Raw genomic sequence first — 13,714 nt, 5'->3', positions numbered from 1 at the left:
TAGGGCCGTCCGCTGCAATGCACCTAGGACGGACGGCCGGCAGATCCAGGGGGATCGCCCCCGGCGGCGGCCGGTCAGCGCAGGCAGTCGGCCACCGCGAGGGAGACGGAGCCCTGGACCGCAGCGGCGCCGCTGCGCATGAGTTCGGCCGCGTCGCCCAGGACCTCGGCGGCGGGCGCCAGGGTCTCGGCGACCGTGTCGGCAAAGGGCAGGGCCGGATGCGGGATCGCGCCGCTCTCAACCGGTTCCGCGGCCTCCGCATGGGCGGCCGCGAATGGATCGGCACCGCGCTGGGGCGCCTCCGGGCACCGGCGGCCCGGGCAGGGACGCCGGGTCGCGGCGGCGAGGCGCGGCGCCGGTCGGGTCGGCACCCCGGCGTGGAGGGTCGACGCGGTTGCTCGCGGCGCCGAGGTGTCGAGCGGGAAGGCTTCGGCGAAGACCAGAGCGGCCGGGAGGCGGCCGGGTCCGGCGGGAATCGCGGTCATCGGCGCGAAGGCGGTCGGGGTGGGTACGAACGCAACCGGCGCGAGGGATTCCGTCGTCAGCGGATCGGACAGCGCGAGATCCGCCCGCGAGGCCGGGCGGGCCGGATTTGACGACGGGCAATAGAGCGAGGCCGCGCCCAGCACGGCGACGACGATCAGCGTGGGCAGGAAGGGCATCGAGACCCGGGCGGTGCCGGCGTCCGTGAGGGCGGGCTGATCTGGCCTGCGCATCCGACTCACCGATCTCCCTGATCGCTCCGATGCCCGCAGGAGGGGCCGACAATGCGGCGGAAACGGGACCGTTTCTTTTCGCGGGCGTTGCAAGCCGCCTCGGATCGAGGGTTGGTCAGGGTTGGGGAGAAAACCCGATCGCGCTTCCCCGGAACCCCGGTGGGGGGCATATCCCTTGCTTGGCCCGGCCCGCCCGCACCGGGCCGCCGAGACGACCCGCCCCGAACCGGGCCCCGATGACCGAATCAAGCCTGACCGTCGCCGTGATCGATCCGAGCCGCGCCCGCGCGGCGATCCTGGAGGAGGGACTGCGCGCGGCCGGGGTCGGCCGCGTGGTGGTCATCCCCGACACCGTCGACCTGATGGAGCGCGTGACCGCCCTCAAGCCCGACGTGGTGGTGATCCACCTGGAGAGCCCGAGCCGGGACATCCTGGAGCAGATGTCGGGGGTCTCGCGGCAGGTGGAGCGGCCCGTCGCCATGTTCGTCGACCGCTCGGACACCACCATGATGCAGGCCGCCGTGGATGCCGGGATCTCGGCCTACGTGGTGGATGGGCTGCGGGCGGAGCGGATCAAGTCGATCCTCGACATCGCGATCCTCCGCTTCAACGCCTTCGCGCGCCTGCAGCGTGAGTTGTCGGAGGCCCGGGGCGAGCTCGCCGACCGCAAGCTGATCGAGCGGGCCAAGGGGATCCTGATGAGCCTGAAGGGCCTCTCGGAGGACGAGGCGTACAAGCAGCTGCGCCGCAAGGCCATGAACGAGAAGCGCAAGATCGCCGACATCGCCCGGGCGATCGTCACCACCGCGGACCTGCTCGGATGAGGCTCCAGCTCGGCTACGTCCCGCTCTGCGACGCCGCCCCCCTGATCGCGGCGCACGAACTCGGCTTCGCCCGGGCCGAGGGCCTCGAACTCGACCTCACGGCCGAGCCGTCCTGGGCGACCCTGCGCGACCGGCTGGCGCTCGGGCACCTCGACGGCGCCCACATGCTGGCACCGCTGGCGCTGGCAAGCCGCCTGTCCCTGTCGGGTCCGCCCTCCGACCTGATCGTTCCGATGCAGCTGAGCGTCAACGGCAACGCCATCACCCTGTCGCGCAGCCTCTGGGCCGCGATGGCGCCGGAGAGCGAACGCCCCGGCGACGTCGCCCGGGCCTTCGCCCGGGAGGCGGAGGCGCGCCGCGCCGCGGGCCGGCCGCTGACCCTGGGCACCGTCCACCCGTTCTCGTGCCACAGCTACCAGCTGCGGCTGTTTGCCGAGGCCGGCGGGCTCGACCCGGGCGCGTTCCGCACCGTCGTGGTCCCGCCCCAGTACAGCGTCGAGACCCTCGCCCGGGGCCTGGTCGACGGGTTCTGCGCGGGGGCCCCGTGGAACGACGTGGCGGTGGCAGCCGGGCACGGGCGGATCGCGGTGCTCGGCAGCGCGCTGGCCCCGGACGCCCCCGAGAAGGTGCTGGCGGTGTCCGAGCGCCTCGACGGCACGATCCTCCCGCTGGTCCGGGCGGTGGCCCGGGCCGGGCGGTGGTGCGCCGATCCGGACAACCGCACGGAGCTGGCGCACCGCCTCGCGCGGCGGAGCTACCTCGACCTCGATGAGGCGATCGTCGGCCTTTCCCTGCCGGGCGGAGCGCCGGCCCCGGCGGCCACCGGCGCGGCCCTCGGCTTCGGCGCCGCGATCCAGGAGCCGCGTTTCGCGGACGCGCGATGGCTCCTCGCGCAGATGCAGGCCGCGCGGCAGGTGGTCGATCCGACCGGTTTCGAAGCCGCGATCCCCACGGTCTACAGGCCCGATCTCTATCGGGTGGCGGCGGACGACCTCTGAGGCGCGCGACAGCCGCTGAGTTTCGTCACCGGCGGGCCTCATCAGGACGAAACGGACTGGAACGTCGTGCGGCCCGACCCGTTGTGTCGATGCCATGCCCGGATGCCGCAAACTCGATACTGGCTCGTACCCGTCGCATCCGCGGATGCGCGACGAGCTTCGCCGTCACGTCCAGCGGGGCGGCAGGACCCCGCGGGCGAGCAACGATAACCGGCGTGCCGGTACCAACCGCAACTGGTACTGGGTCCTCTTGGTCGGAGCGATGCCGACCCTCGGCCTGCTGGCGGTTCTCTCCACCCTCATCTGATCAGAATTTCCGGTCTGACCGGACTGATTCCACGCGCCTGCCCCGATGCGCTCGGAGGCTGCGGGATCAACGTCGCGTCCATGCGGCGTCTCCGGATCAGGCCCCGTGCACCCCGGTGCCGCGTGCCGTCGTTCAGGTTCCGGGCGACTGATCATTTAACCAGCGTGCGCCCGCTTTTTGTGCAGCGCACGGAGCGGGCCCGGGCGGATCCCGGCCCTGCGGCCGAAACGCATCCTGCCTTTCCGGTCCGCGACTTAAGCACCTGGCGCCGTCTCTGGCACGGAAGCTGCTACCTCACATGGGTCCGTCAACGGCGACGGGCAGCGCCGTCAGCGAGGCCGCTGATCCGGTTCTCCTGAGGCTGAAGCCGGCTGGGAGATCACCGGCAGCGGCTTTTTCGTGGGCGGTCCGCCAACGACCCTGCAATCGAGGTTCCAGACACGAACGAGCGATGGCGACATCCCCTTTGGACACCCGCGTACCCGACGCGCGCGCCGAGACCGGCCTGCCGCGTGAGAGACTCGTCGTCGTCGGCAACGGCATGGCCTCGCTGCGCTTCCTCGAGCGCCTGACCGAGGATTGCCGCGACCGTTTCGACGTCACCTGCGTCGGCGCCGAACCGCAGGCCGCCTACAACCGGGTCCTGCTCTCCTCGCTGCTCGGCGGCGAAGTCGATGAGGCAGCCTGCGAATTCCGCGGCCTCGACTGGTACGCGGCCCACGGCATCCGCCTGATCACCGGCGCGCCGGTCACGCAGATCGACCGGGAGAACGCCCTGGTCATGGTCGGCGAGACCCATGTCCTTCCCTTCGACAAACTGGTCCTGGCGGTCGGGTCGCTCCCGATCCGCCTGCCGAAACCCGGGATGGACCTCCCGGGGGTGATTACCTTCCGCGACCTGGCCGACGTGGCGGCGATCCGCCGGGCGGCCGTCCAGCATGCCCGGGCGATCGTCATCGGTGGGGGCCTGCTCGGCCTCGAGGCCGCGGTCGGGCTCGCGCGCCTGGGTGTCGACACGACCCTGCTCCACGTCATGGACCGGCTGATGGAGCGCCAGCTCGATCACCACGCCGCCGGGCTGGTCAAACGTGCCATGGAGGCCCGGGGCGTCCGGGTGATCCTGCAGGCCGACACCGACCGGATCGAAGGCGATGGCCGGGTCGAACGCCTCGTCCTGAAGGACGGGACCGTGCTCCCGGCCGAGCTCGTGGTGATGTCGGTGGGCGTGCGGCCGTCCGTGGGGCTGGCGCAGGCGGCGGGTTTGGAGATCGGCCGCGGCATCAAGGTCGACGACCGGTTGACCACCTCGGACCCGCGCATCTTCGCCCTGGGCGAGTGCGCCGAGCACCGCGGGCTCGTCTACGGGCTGGTCGAGCCCGCCTACGAGCACGCCGAAACGCTCGCCCGCCATCTCGCCGGCCAGCCGGCCGAGTACCGGGGCACGGCGCTCTCCACCAGCCTCAAGGTCTCGGGCCTTCCGGTCTTCTCCGCCGGGACCGTCGACACCCCGGACGATGCCGAGGCGATCGTGCTGTCCGATCCCGGCGCCGGCCTCTACCGCAAGCTGCTGCTGCGGGACGGAAAACTGATCGGTGCCGTCTTCGTGGGCGACATCGCCGAGCAGGGCGCCTGCAAGGGCCTGATCCGCTCCGGCGACCCCATTGAGAACGTCGACGATCTGATGTTCGGGCGCCTCGCGTCCGAGCCGCTGGCCGCTTAGAGGAGGCGCGGATGTCCGAGACCCCGACACAGACCGAAGCGAGCGCCTTCGACGCGGAGCAGAAGCGCTACCTCGAAGGCTTCGCGTCCGGCATCGCCGCAATCCGCATGACCGGCGGCCTGGCCGGCGGCGCCGGGGCGGCCGCGCCGCCCGCCGAGCCCACCGGCCCGGACGCGATCCACATCAAGGCGCAGGACAAGACCGTCAAGGACGGCGGCAAGCTCTGCGAGCAGGAGAAGTGGAAGCGCGCGGAGAGTCCCTTCGAGGGTCACAACCGCCTGATCCAGGAGGCCGCCGCCGGCAAGCAGCCGAAGCCCGAGGACAATTTCCGCTGGCGCTACCACGGCCTGTTCTGGGTCGCGCCGAACCAGGTCTCATACATGTGCCGGCTGCGGATCCCGAACGGGATCCTGCACCATTGGCAATTCGCCGGCGTCGCCGACCTCGCTGACCAGCATGGCGGCGGCTATGTCCACGTGACGACGCGGGCCAACCTTCAGGTGCGCGAGATCGGCCCGGAACACGCCCAGCCGTTCCTCGACGGGCTCACCGATATCGGCCTGACCGCCCGGGGCTCGGGCGCCGACAACATCCGAAACGTCACCGGCTCGTCCACGGCCGGGATCGACGCGCAGGAACTGCTGGACACGCGCCCGCTCGCCAAGTCCTGGCACAATTGGATCCTCAACGACCGCTCGCTCTACGGCCTGCCGCGCAAATTCAACGTCGCCTTCGACGGCAGCGGCGTGATGCCGACGCTGGAGGAGACCAACGATATCGGCTTCCAGGCGGTGGAGGTGCTGGAGGGCGCCGCGGTGCCGCCGGGCATTTACATGCGCCTCGTCCTCGGGGGCATCTCGGGTCACCGGGACCTCGCCCGCGACACCGGCATCGTGCTCAAGCCCGAGGCGTGCAACGCGGTCGCGGACGCGATCATCCGGGTGTTCATCGAGAACGGCGACCGGACCAACCGCAACAAGAGCCGGATGAAGTACGTCCTCGACGCCTGGGGTTTCGACACGTACCTCGCCGCCGTCGAGGAGAAGCTCGGTCGCAAATTCGACCGGGTCGCGCCGGAGCACGTGGCGCCGCGCAAGCCCACCGACCGCTACGCCCATGTCGGCGTCCACGCGCAGAAGCAGCCGGGCCTCAACTGGATCGGCGTGGTCCTGCCGGTCGGCAAGATGACCAGCGATCAGGTCCGGGCGCTGGCCGAGATCGCCCGCGACTGCGGCGACGGCCAGATCCGTCTCACCGTCTGGCAGAACTTCATCTTCTCCGGCGTGCCGGACGCGAGGGTCGCCGAGGTCGAGGCCCGGGTCGAGGCGCTGGGGCTCTCCACCAGGGCGGCGGGCATCCGCTCCGGCCTCGTGGCCTGCACGGGCGCCCGGGGCTGCAAGTTCGCCGCCTCGGACACGAAGGGCCACGCCCTGGTCATCGCCGACCATGTCGAGGCGGCCGTCCCGGACCTCGACGTGCCCGTGAACGTCCACCTCACCGGCTGCCATCACAGCTGCGCCCAGCACTATATCGGCGATATCGGGCTGATCGGCGCCAAGGTCGTCGTCTCGGAAGAGGGCGATACCGTCGAGGGCTACGACATCGTGGTCGGCGGCGGCTTCGCCGAGAACCCGAAGATCGGCACCGAGATCTGGAAGGCCGTGAAGGCCGAGGATTGCCCCTCCCGCGTCGAGGCGCTGCTGCGCGCCTATCTCGACCGCCGCCAGGGGCCCGAGGAGAGCTTCCAGGCCTTCACCGGCCGCACCGGTGCGGAGGCGCTCCGCGACGCCGCCGAGGACCAGCCCGCCCTAAAGGTCGCCGCATGAGCCAGCACGTCTCGCCGCCCCTCGTCCTGATCCCCGAGACCGCCCCGTTCAACGAGGACCAGCGCGCTTGGCTCTCGGGCTACTTCGCGGCGCTCCTCGGCCCGGCCGTCGCGGGTGCCACCGCGCTGGCGCCGGGTGAGGCCCCGCCCGGCGGCCCGCGGCTGGCCGACAACGACGATGCACCCTGGCACGACCCCTCCGTCCCGATCGGCGACCGGATGGACATGGCCAAGGACCGGCCCGAGCCGCAGAAGCTCATGGCCGCCATGGCCCAGCAGGATTGCGGCCAGTGCGGCTACAACTGCGCCGACTATGCCAACGCGATCTTCCTCAAGAACGAGGCGCGCCTGAATCTTTGCCAGCCCGGCGGCAAGGAGACCCTGCGCATGCTCAAGAAGCTGGAGGAGGAATTCGGCGCCGCCTCCGGCGCACCCGCTGCCCCGAAGGCGGACGACAAGTCCCCGACGGCCGCCACCGATCTCGGGCCGCTCGGCTATTGCCGCGAGAACCCGGTGGAGGCGCTGTTCCTGTCCCGCCGCCGCCTCAACGAGCCGGGCGGCGAGAAGGAGACGTGGCATATCGAGATCGGCCTCGACGACACGCCGATCCGGTACGAGGTCGGCGATTCCCTGGGCCTGTTCCCCGCCAACGCCCCGGCGCTGGTGGACGCGGTGATCGCCGAGCTGGGCGCCCGCCCGGAACGGGTCATCGGCGCCAGGACCCTGCGCGAGCACCTGCTGATCAACTACGCCCTGGGCGCGGCACCGGACAATCTCTACCAGCTCCTGTCGCTCCTCACCTCGGGGGCGGCCCGCAAGAAAGCGCAGGCTCTGGCCTCCGGCGAGGATCCCGACGGCGACGCCGCCTATCTCGACGTGCTCGGCGCCCTGCACAAGTTCCCCGGCGCGCGGCCCGACGCGGAGGTCTTCCTGGAGGCGCTGGACGAGCTCCAGCCGCGCCTCTACTCGATCTCGTCCTCACCCAAGGTGGATGTCGGTCGCGTGTCCCTAACGGTGGACGCGGTGCGCTACAACCACCGCTCGCGGCTGCGGCTCGGGGTGGCCTCGACCCATCTCGGCGAGCGACTCCCCGAGCAGACCCGGGTCAAGGTCTACCTCCAGAAGGCCCACGGCTTCGGGCTGCCGGCCGACCTATCGAAGGACGTGATCATGTGCGGCCCCGGCACCGGCATCGCGCCGTTCCGGGCGTTTTTGCGCGAGCGCGCCGCGACGCAGGCATCCGGCCGGAACTGGCTGTTCTACGGCCATCAGCGGCAGGCCTCGGACTTCTTCTACAAGGACGAGCTGACCAGGCTGAAGGACGACAAGGTGCTCACCCGCCTGTCGCTCGCCTGGTCCCGGGACGGGACGGAGAAGACCTACGTCCAGGACCGGATGCGCGAGAACGGCGCCGAGCTATGGAAGTGGCTGGAGGGCGGCGCGCATTTCTACGTCTGCGGCGATGCCAAGCGCATGGCTAAGGACGTGGAGCGGGCGATCATCGACGTGGCGGCCAGCCACGGCGGCAAGAACCCCGAGGATGCGGTGGCATATTTCGCCGCGCTGAAGAAGGCCGGGCGCTACCAGGCCGACGTGTACTGATCAGCCAAAACCCTCCCCCCTCTGTGGGGGAGGGTGCCCGGCGGATGCGGGGCGGGAGAGGGGCAGCGCGACGGTTCAGGATCTGGCTTCCGACGCGACCCCTCCGGATCCGGCGCTCCCCTCTCCCGACCCTCGCCGACGCGGGGGCCACCCTCCCCCGCAGAGGGGGGAGGAAGCACGCGGCCCGCCTCTTGCGGGCGCCGTCGGACACGAGACTTTCGAGGACCCAGCCATGCTTCAGCCCGTGGCAGACCCGGCAGTGCGGACCACCTGCCCCTATTGCGGGGTCGGATGCGGCGTGCTCGCGACACCGGACGGGCAGGGGGGCGCCGCCATCGCGGGCGATGCCGAGCACCCGGCCAATTACGGCCGCCTGTGCTCCAAGGGCTCGGCGCTGGGCGAGACCCTGTCGCTGGAGAACCGCCTGCTCCACCCACAGGTCGACGGGACGCGGGTCTCATGGGACGCGGCCCTCGACACCGTGGTGGGAAAGCTCCGCGCGGTTGCCGATGAGCACGGGCCGGACGCCATCGCCTTCTACCTCTCGGGGCAATTGCTCACCGAGGATTACTACGTCGCCAACAAGCTCGCGAAGGGCTTCATCGGCACGCCGCACGTGGACACCAATTCGCGGCTGTGCATGTCGAGCGCGGTCGCGGCCCACCGCCGGGCCTTCGGCTCCGACACCGTGCCGGGCTGCTACGAGGATCTCGACGAGGCCGACCTGATCGTGCTGGTCGGCTCCAACACCGCCTGGTGCCATCCGGTCCTGTTCCGGCGCATGGCCGACGCGAAGGCAAGGCGGGGCACCAAGTTCGTGGTGATCGACCCCCGCCGGACCCAGACCGCGCAGGAATCCGACCTGTTCCTCGGGATCCGGCCGGGCACCGACGTGGCCCTGTTCTCGGGGCTCCTCGTCTACCTGTCGGATAACGGGTTTCGCGATCGCGCCTTCGTGGAGTCCCACACGGCCGGGCTCGACGGCGCCCTGGAGCGCGCCCGCCTGATCGCACCGGACGCCGCGGCCGTCGCCGCCGCGACGGGGGTGCCGGAGGCCGACATCGCGGCGTTCTACGCCCTGTTTTCCGGCACCCGCCGGGTGGTCACGGCCTTCTCGCAGGGGGTGAACCAGTCGGCACAGGGGACCGACAAGGGCAACAGCATCATTAACTGCCATCTGATCACCGGCCGCATCGGCGAGACCGGGATGGGGCCGTTCTCGCTGACCGGCCAGCCCAACGCCATGGGCGGGCGCGAGGTCGGCGGGCTAGCCAACATGCTGGCCGCGCACATGCACTTCGCCCCCGAGGAGGTCGACCGGGTGCGCCGCTTCTGGGGCGCCCCCCGGATCATCACCGGCGAGGGCATGAAGGCGGTCGCCCTGTTCGAGGCGGTCGCCAAGGGCAAGATCAAGGCCCTCTGGGTGATGGGCACCAACCCGCTGGTCTCGATGCCGCGGGCCGACCTGATCCGGGATGCGCTCGGCGGTCTCGACCTCTACGTGGTCTCCGAGGCGGTGGCGGATTCCGACACGGCCCGCGGCCTCGGCAAGACGACGGTGCTGCTGCCCGCGCAGGGCTGGGGCGAGAAGGACGGCACCGTCACCAATTCCGAGCGGCGGATCTCCCGCCAGCGCCGCTTCCTCGACAGCCCCGGCGAGGCCCGCCCCGACTGGGCGGTGCTGGCGGAGGTCGGCCGCCGGCTCGGCCACGGCCGGGCCTTCGCGTTCGACTCCGCCGCCGCGATCTTCCGCGAGCATGCCGGGCTCTCGGCCTACGAGAACAACGGCACGCGCGACTTCGATCTCGGCGCGCTCGCCGACCTCAGCGAGGCCGCCTACGACGTGAACCTGCCGGTGCAGTGGCCGATCCCGAAGCGCTCCGGGCCGCGCGGCGCCCCGCAGGGCAAGGCCCGGCTGTTCGGCGACGGGCGCTTCTACACGTTCGACCAGAGGGCCCGCTTCGTGGCGGTGCAGCCGCCCGGCCTCGCCCTGGCGGTCTCGGAGGCGTTCCCGTTCGTGCTCAACACCGGCCGGGTGCGCGACCACTGGCACACCATGACCCGAACCGGGAAGAGCCAGCGCCTGTCCGCACACCGCGCGGTCCCGTTCGTCGAGGTCCACCCGGACGACGCGGCGGCCCATGGCCTCGCCGACGGCGGCATCGCGCGGCTGACCACCGCGCACGGCGAGGCGGAGCTGGAGGTGACGGTCACCGACACGGTGGTGCCGGGCAACGTGTTCATGCCGATGCACTGGGGCGGCGCCTTCGCGTCGCGGGCCCGGGTCGGCGCCCTGGTGCGCGGCATGCCCGATCCGGTGTCCGGCCAGCCCGAGCTGAAGGCGACGCCGGCCGCCGTGGCGCCGGTGGCCTACCGGGCCCGCGGCTTCCTGATGACCCGCCGGCAGGTGGATCTGCCCGAGGGCTGGTGGTGGGCGCGGGCGGCGATCACCGGCGGCTGGGGCGTGCAGTTCGCCACGCAGGACAGCTCCCGGGCCGTGGCGCTGATGGTGCGCGGCCTGATCCAGAGCGAGGCCCTGGCGGGCTGCGAACTGGCGGAATATGCCGATCACGCCCGGGACCGGTACCGCTGCGCGGTCTATGACGGCGCGCGCCTCGTCGCGTGCCTCGCCTACGCGCCGGCGGCGGAGCGGCCGGACTGGGAGGCGGCCAAGGCCCTGTTCGCCGCCGAGGAACCCGAGACCGCCGAGCGCCGGGCGCTGCTCTCGGGCCGGGCCGCGACCGCCTCGGCGGGGCCCGTGGTCTGCGCCTGTCACGGGGTCGGCGCCGACGTGATCACCGCGACGATCGCCGCGGGGGCCGGATCCGTGGAGACGGTGGGCGCCGCCTGCAAGGCCGGCACGAATTGCGGCTCCTGCATACCGGAGATCCGCAAGATGCTCGCCGGGCAAACCGCCCGCGCGGCGTGATTGTTTGGTATATTCGCCGGTGAGGACCGATCGGCCCGTCCCGCCAGCCCCTCCTCTTGGGGTGCGGACGCGAAGCGGCGCCCCAGGACGAGGGTGTCCGGCGGGATGACCGGCACGAGGCAGACTTCAGGACAAAGCCGTGACCGATACCCCCCTGCGCGCCGCCCGCGCGCCCCGCGAGACCAAGGCCGCCGGCCTGGAGCCGCTGGCGGTGCTGCCCGTCTTCGTGCCCCTGCGCGGCAAGCGCGTGGTCCTGGCCGGCTCCTCCGGCGGGGCACCCTGGAAGGTGAAGGTGCTGGCCGCGGCCGGCGCCCATGTCGACGTCTACGCCCCCGAGCCCGGCGAGGAGCTGCGCGCGGTCCCGGGCGAGATCGTCGACGGGCAGGTGGTGCTGCACGAGCGCGCCTGGACCCCCGACGACCTCTGGGGCGCGGCCTTCTGCATCGGCGCCCTGGAGGACGAGGCCGAGTGCGTCGCCTTCGTGGTGGCTGCCCGCGGGGCCGGGGCCATCGTCAACGCGGTCGACCGGCCGCATCTCTGCGACGTGAAGTTCGGCGCCATCGTCAACCGTTCGCCGCTGGTGGTGGGCATCTCCACGGAGGGCGCCGCCCCGGTCTTCGGCCAGACCGTGCGGGCCCGGATTGAGGCGATGCTGCCCCAGGGCTTCGCCCGCTGGGTCGCGGCCGCCCGGGACTGGCGTGACGGCGTCACGGCGCGCTTCCACGGGTTCGCCGAACGGCGCGTCTTCTGGGAGCGCTTCACCGAGCGCGCCTTCGCGGAGCCCGACCGGGCACCCTCGGAGCAGGACCTCGCCGAGCTGCTCGGGGAGACCGAGGCCGCACCGAAGGGCGGTGCGGTGACGCTGGTTGGGGCCGGCCCCGGGGACGCGGAACTCCTGACCCTCAAGGCGCTCCGGGCGCTCCGCAACGCCGACGTGATCCTGTACGACGACCTCGTCGCTCCCGAGATCCTGGACTACGCCCGCCGCGAGGCGCGGACGATGCTGGTCGGCAAGACCGGCCACGGCCCGTCCTGCCGCCAGGACGACATCAACGCGCTGATGGTGCAGCTCGCCCGCACGGGCAAGCAGGTGGTGCGGCTCAAATCCGGCGATCCGCTGGTCTTCGGCCGGGCCGGCGAGGAGATCGAGGCCTGCCGGGCCGCCGGCATCCCGGTCACCGTGGTGCCGGGGGTCTCGGCGGCGCAGGGGGCGGCGGCCTCCCTCGGCCTGTCCCTGACCCATCGCGACGCCGCGCGCCGGCTCCAGTTCGTCACCGGCCATGACCGCCGCGGCGATCTCCCGGACGACCTGAACTGGGGGGCGCTGGCCGATCCGAGCGTCACGACCGTGGTCTACATGCCCAAGCGCACCCTGCGGGCGCTGCTCGCCCGGGCGGTCGCGGAGGGGCTGGCCCCCTCGACCCCGGCGCTCCTGGTCTTCAACGCCACCCGCCCGAACCAGCAGGCCCTGCGCGGCACCGCGGCCGACCTCGCCGACCGCGTCGAGGCCGCGGGCCTCGACGGGCCGGCGCTGCTGATGGTCGGCGAGGCGTTCTCGGAGATGCGGGGTGCCGCGCAGGTCGAGACCGCGCCGGAGCGGGTGGCGATCTGAAGTGGTTTGAAGCCTTCGCGCACCGCGCCAGATTCCGGCCCTGAAACCGGTATCGAATGTGCCCGACGCAGCACCCGGCGGGGCGTGAGACGCAGACCGTCCTGGCGAACGCGGCTGTCAGCGTATCGGACCTGAAGAGGAGCGCCGACGGCGTCTTGAGCGAGGCGCAGGGTGAAACGGTCGCGATCCTCAACCACAACCGGGTGATGGCCCACATGGTCGCGCCCGCCGCCTACGAGGCGATGATGGATCTGATCGCCGATGCCGCGCGGCGTTGAGCGGGTCTCCCGTGTCAGCGACGCGGCGATCACCGAGATCGCGGCCGCCAAGCACCGCCGGGAAGCGGTGTACCGGATGGCCCGGACGCGATGCGTGTCGCGACTCGCATCAGCACGTTCGAGGCGGCTAAAGTCACGATGGGCGGGCGGGCCCGCGACGATGTGTTTCGTCAGCCGGTTCTGTGAAGCCGCCGTGCCTGCACCAGAACAGGGGCGGGGGGCCTGGACCCTCGCGACAGAACCCTCAAGAGATCCGGGAGGCGCGCGATGAGAAAACAGTTTTGGCTCGGTGCTGCGGCCCTGCTCGCGGCGGCCGGTCCGGCCCTGGCGGCGGACCAGGACGCGGGCGGGATGGTGGTGAAGCCCGACGCGGCGTCGGTCCGCTACGAGCCGGGGCCGCCGAACCTGCCCAAGGGCACGCTGATCAGCCGCGTCGCCGGGGATCCCGCTGAGCCCGGGCCGTTCGTGCTGCGGCTCAAGTTCCCGGCCCACACGGTGATCGCGCCGCACACGCATGCGAAGCCCGAGACGCTGACGATCCTGTCGGGGTCGATCTACCACGCGCACGGGCGCACCCTGGACAGGACGAAGGGCGCGGCGCTGACGGCGGGTGGCTTCGTCTACCTGCCGGAGGACATGCCGCATTCCCTCTGGACCACCGACGAGCCGGTGGAGCTGCAGGTCAACGGCTCCGGCCCGTTCGGGCTGAACTACATCGACCCCGCCGACGATCCGAGCCGGAGCAGCGGCGGTCCGGGCTGACCCCTGCGTCAGCAGGGGTCGGGAGAGGGGAGCGAGGGTGCAGAACGAAGCTCTGGCCTACACGAGAGCTGCGCCCCTTCCGGAAGCCGGGCTCCCCTCTCCCGACCCCCTTCGGGGGGCACCCTCCCCCGCAGAGGGGGG

General features: G+C 71.9%; 11 protein-coding genes. 10 read left to right on the top strand and 1 reads right to left on the bottom strand.

Features of this window, described 5'->3' with window-relative positions:
• Positions 1-74 precede the first annotated feature (74 nt).
• The gene (locus MKK69_RS09705; protein ID WP_243967559.1) at positions 75-716 is read right to left on the bottom strand and encodes a hypothetical protein; all 642 of its coding nucleotides are present in this window, start codon (positions 714-716) and stop codon (positions 75-77) included.
• Positions 717-952: 236 nt separating this feature from the next.
• Between MKK69_RS09705 and MKK69_RS09700 the strand changes: the two genes are divergently transcribed.
• The 10 genes from MKK69_RS09700 to MKK69_RS09660 all read left to right on the top strand — a co-directional run bounded on the left by MKK69_RS09700 (position 953) and on the right by MKK69_RS09660 (position 13,573).
• Positions 953-1,540: an ANTAR domain-containing response regulator gene (locus MKK69_RS09700; RefSeq protein ID WP_243967558.1), complete on the top strand. Its 588-nt coding sequence runs from the start codon at positions 953-955 to the stop codon at positions 1,538-1,540.
• Positions 1,537-2,538, top strand: coding sequence for a CmpA/NrtA family ABC transporter substrate-binding protein (locus tag MKK69_RS09695; RefSeq protein WP_243967557.1), 1,002 nt, complete (start codon positions 1,537-1,539; stop codon positions 2,536-2,538). The genes MKK69_RS09700 and MKK69_RS09695 overlap by 4 nt, the downstream gene beginning before the upstream one ends.
• Before the next feature lie 145 nt (positions 2,539-2,683).
• Complete coding sequence (locus MKK69_RS09690; protein ID WP_243967555.1) at positions 2,684-2,845, top strand: hypothetical protein; 162 nt, start codon at positions 2,684-2,686, stop codon at positions 2,843-2,845.
• Positions 2,846-3,296: 451 nt separating this feature from the next.
• The gene (locus tag MKK69_RS09685) at positions 3,297-4,565 is read left to right on the top strand and encodes an NAD(P)/FAD-dependent oxidoreductase (protein WP_243967554.1); all 1,269 of its coding nucleotides are present in this window, start codon (positions 3,297-3,299) and stop codon (positions 4,563-4,565) included.
• Positions 4,566-4,576: 11 nt separating this feature from the next.
• Complete coding sequence (locus MKK69_RS09680; RefSeq protein ID WP_243967553.1) at positions 4,577-6,391, top strand: NirA family protein; 1,815 nt, start codon at positions 4,577-4,579, stop codon at positions 6,389-6,391.
• On the top strand, positions 6,388-7,992 hold the full coding sequence (locus MKK69_RS09675) for a sulfite reductase subunit alpha (protein WP_243967552.1): 1,605 nt from the start codon (positions 6,388-6,390) through the stop codon (positions 7,990-7,992). The genes MKK69_RS09680 and MKK69_RS09675 overlap by 4 nt, the downstream gene beginning before the upstream one ends.
• A 232-nt stretch (positions 7,993-8,224) precedes the next feature.
• Entirely contained in the window at positions 8,225-10,921 is a 2,697-nt protein-coding gene (locus tag MKK69_RS09670; protein WP_243967551.1) for a nitrate reductase, read from the top strand.
• Positions 10,922-11,060: 139 nt separating this feature from the next.
• Positions 11,061-12,533 carry a siroheme synthase CysG gene (gene cysG, locus MKK69_RS09665; protein ID WP_243967550.1) on the top strand — a complete coding sequence of 491 codons (1,473 nt, stop codon included), beginning with the start codon at positions 11,061-11,063 and terminating at the stop codon, positions 12,531-12,533.
• 155 nt (positions 12,534-12,688) lie between these two features.
• Positions 12,689-12,811: a hypothetical protein gene (locus MKK69_RS30965; RefSeq protein WP_279598286.1), complete on the top strand. Its 123-nt coding sequence runs from the start codon at positions 12,689-12,691 to the stop codon at positions 12,809-12,811.
• A 267-nt stretch (positions 12,812-13,078) separates the two neighbouring features.
• Positions 13,079-13,573 carry a cupin domain-containing protein gene (locus MKK69_RS09660; protein ID WP_243967549.1) on the top strand — a complete coding sequence of 165 codons (495 nt, stop codon included), beginning with the start codon at positions 13,079-13,081 and terminating at the stop codon, positions 13,571-13,573.
• Positions 13,574-13,714: the final 141 nt, after the last annotated feature.

Origin of the sequence: Methylobacterium sp. J-026, from assembly GCF_022829585.1 — a bacterium.
Lineage (GTDB): Bacteria > Pseudomonadota > Alphaproteobacteria > Rhizobiales > Beijerinckiaceae > Methylobacterium.
The sequence above is the reverse complement of the archived record's forward strand: the minus strand, read 5'-3'. Positions and strand labels throughout refer to the sequence as shown.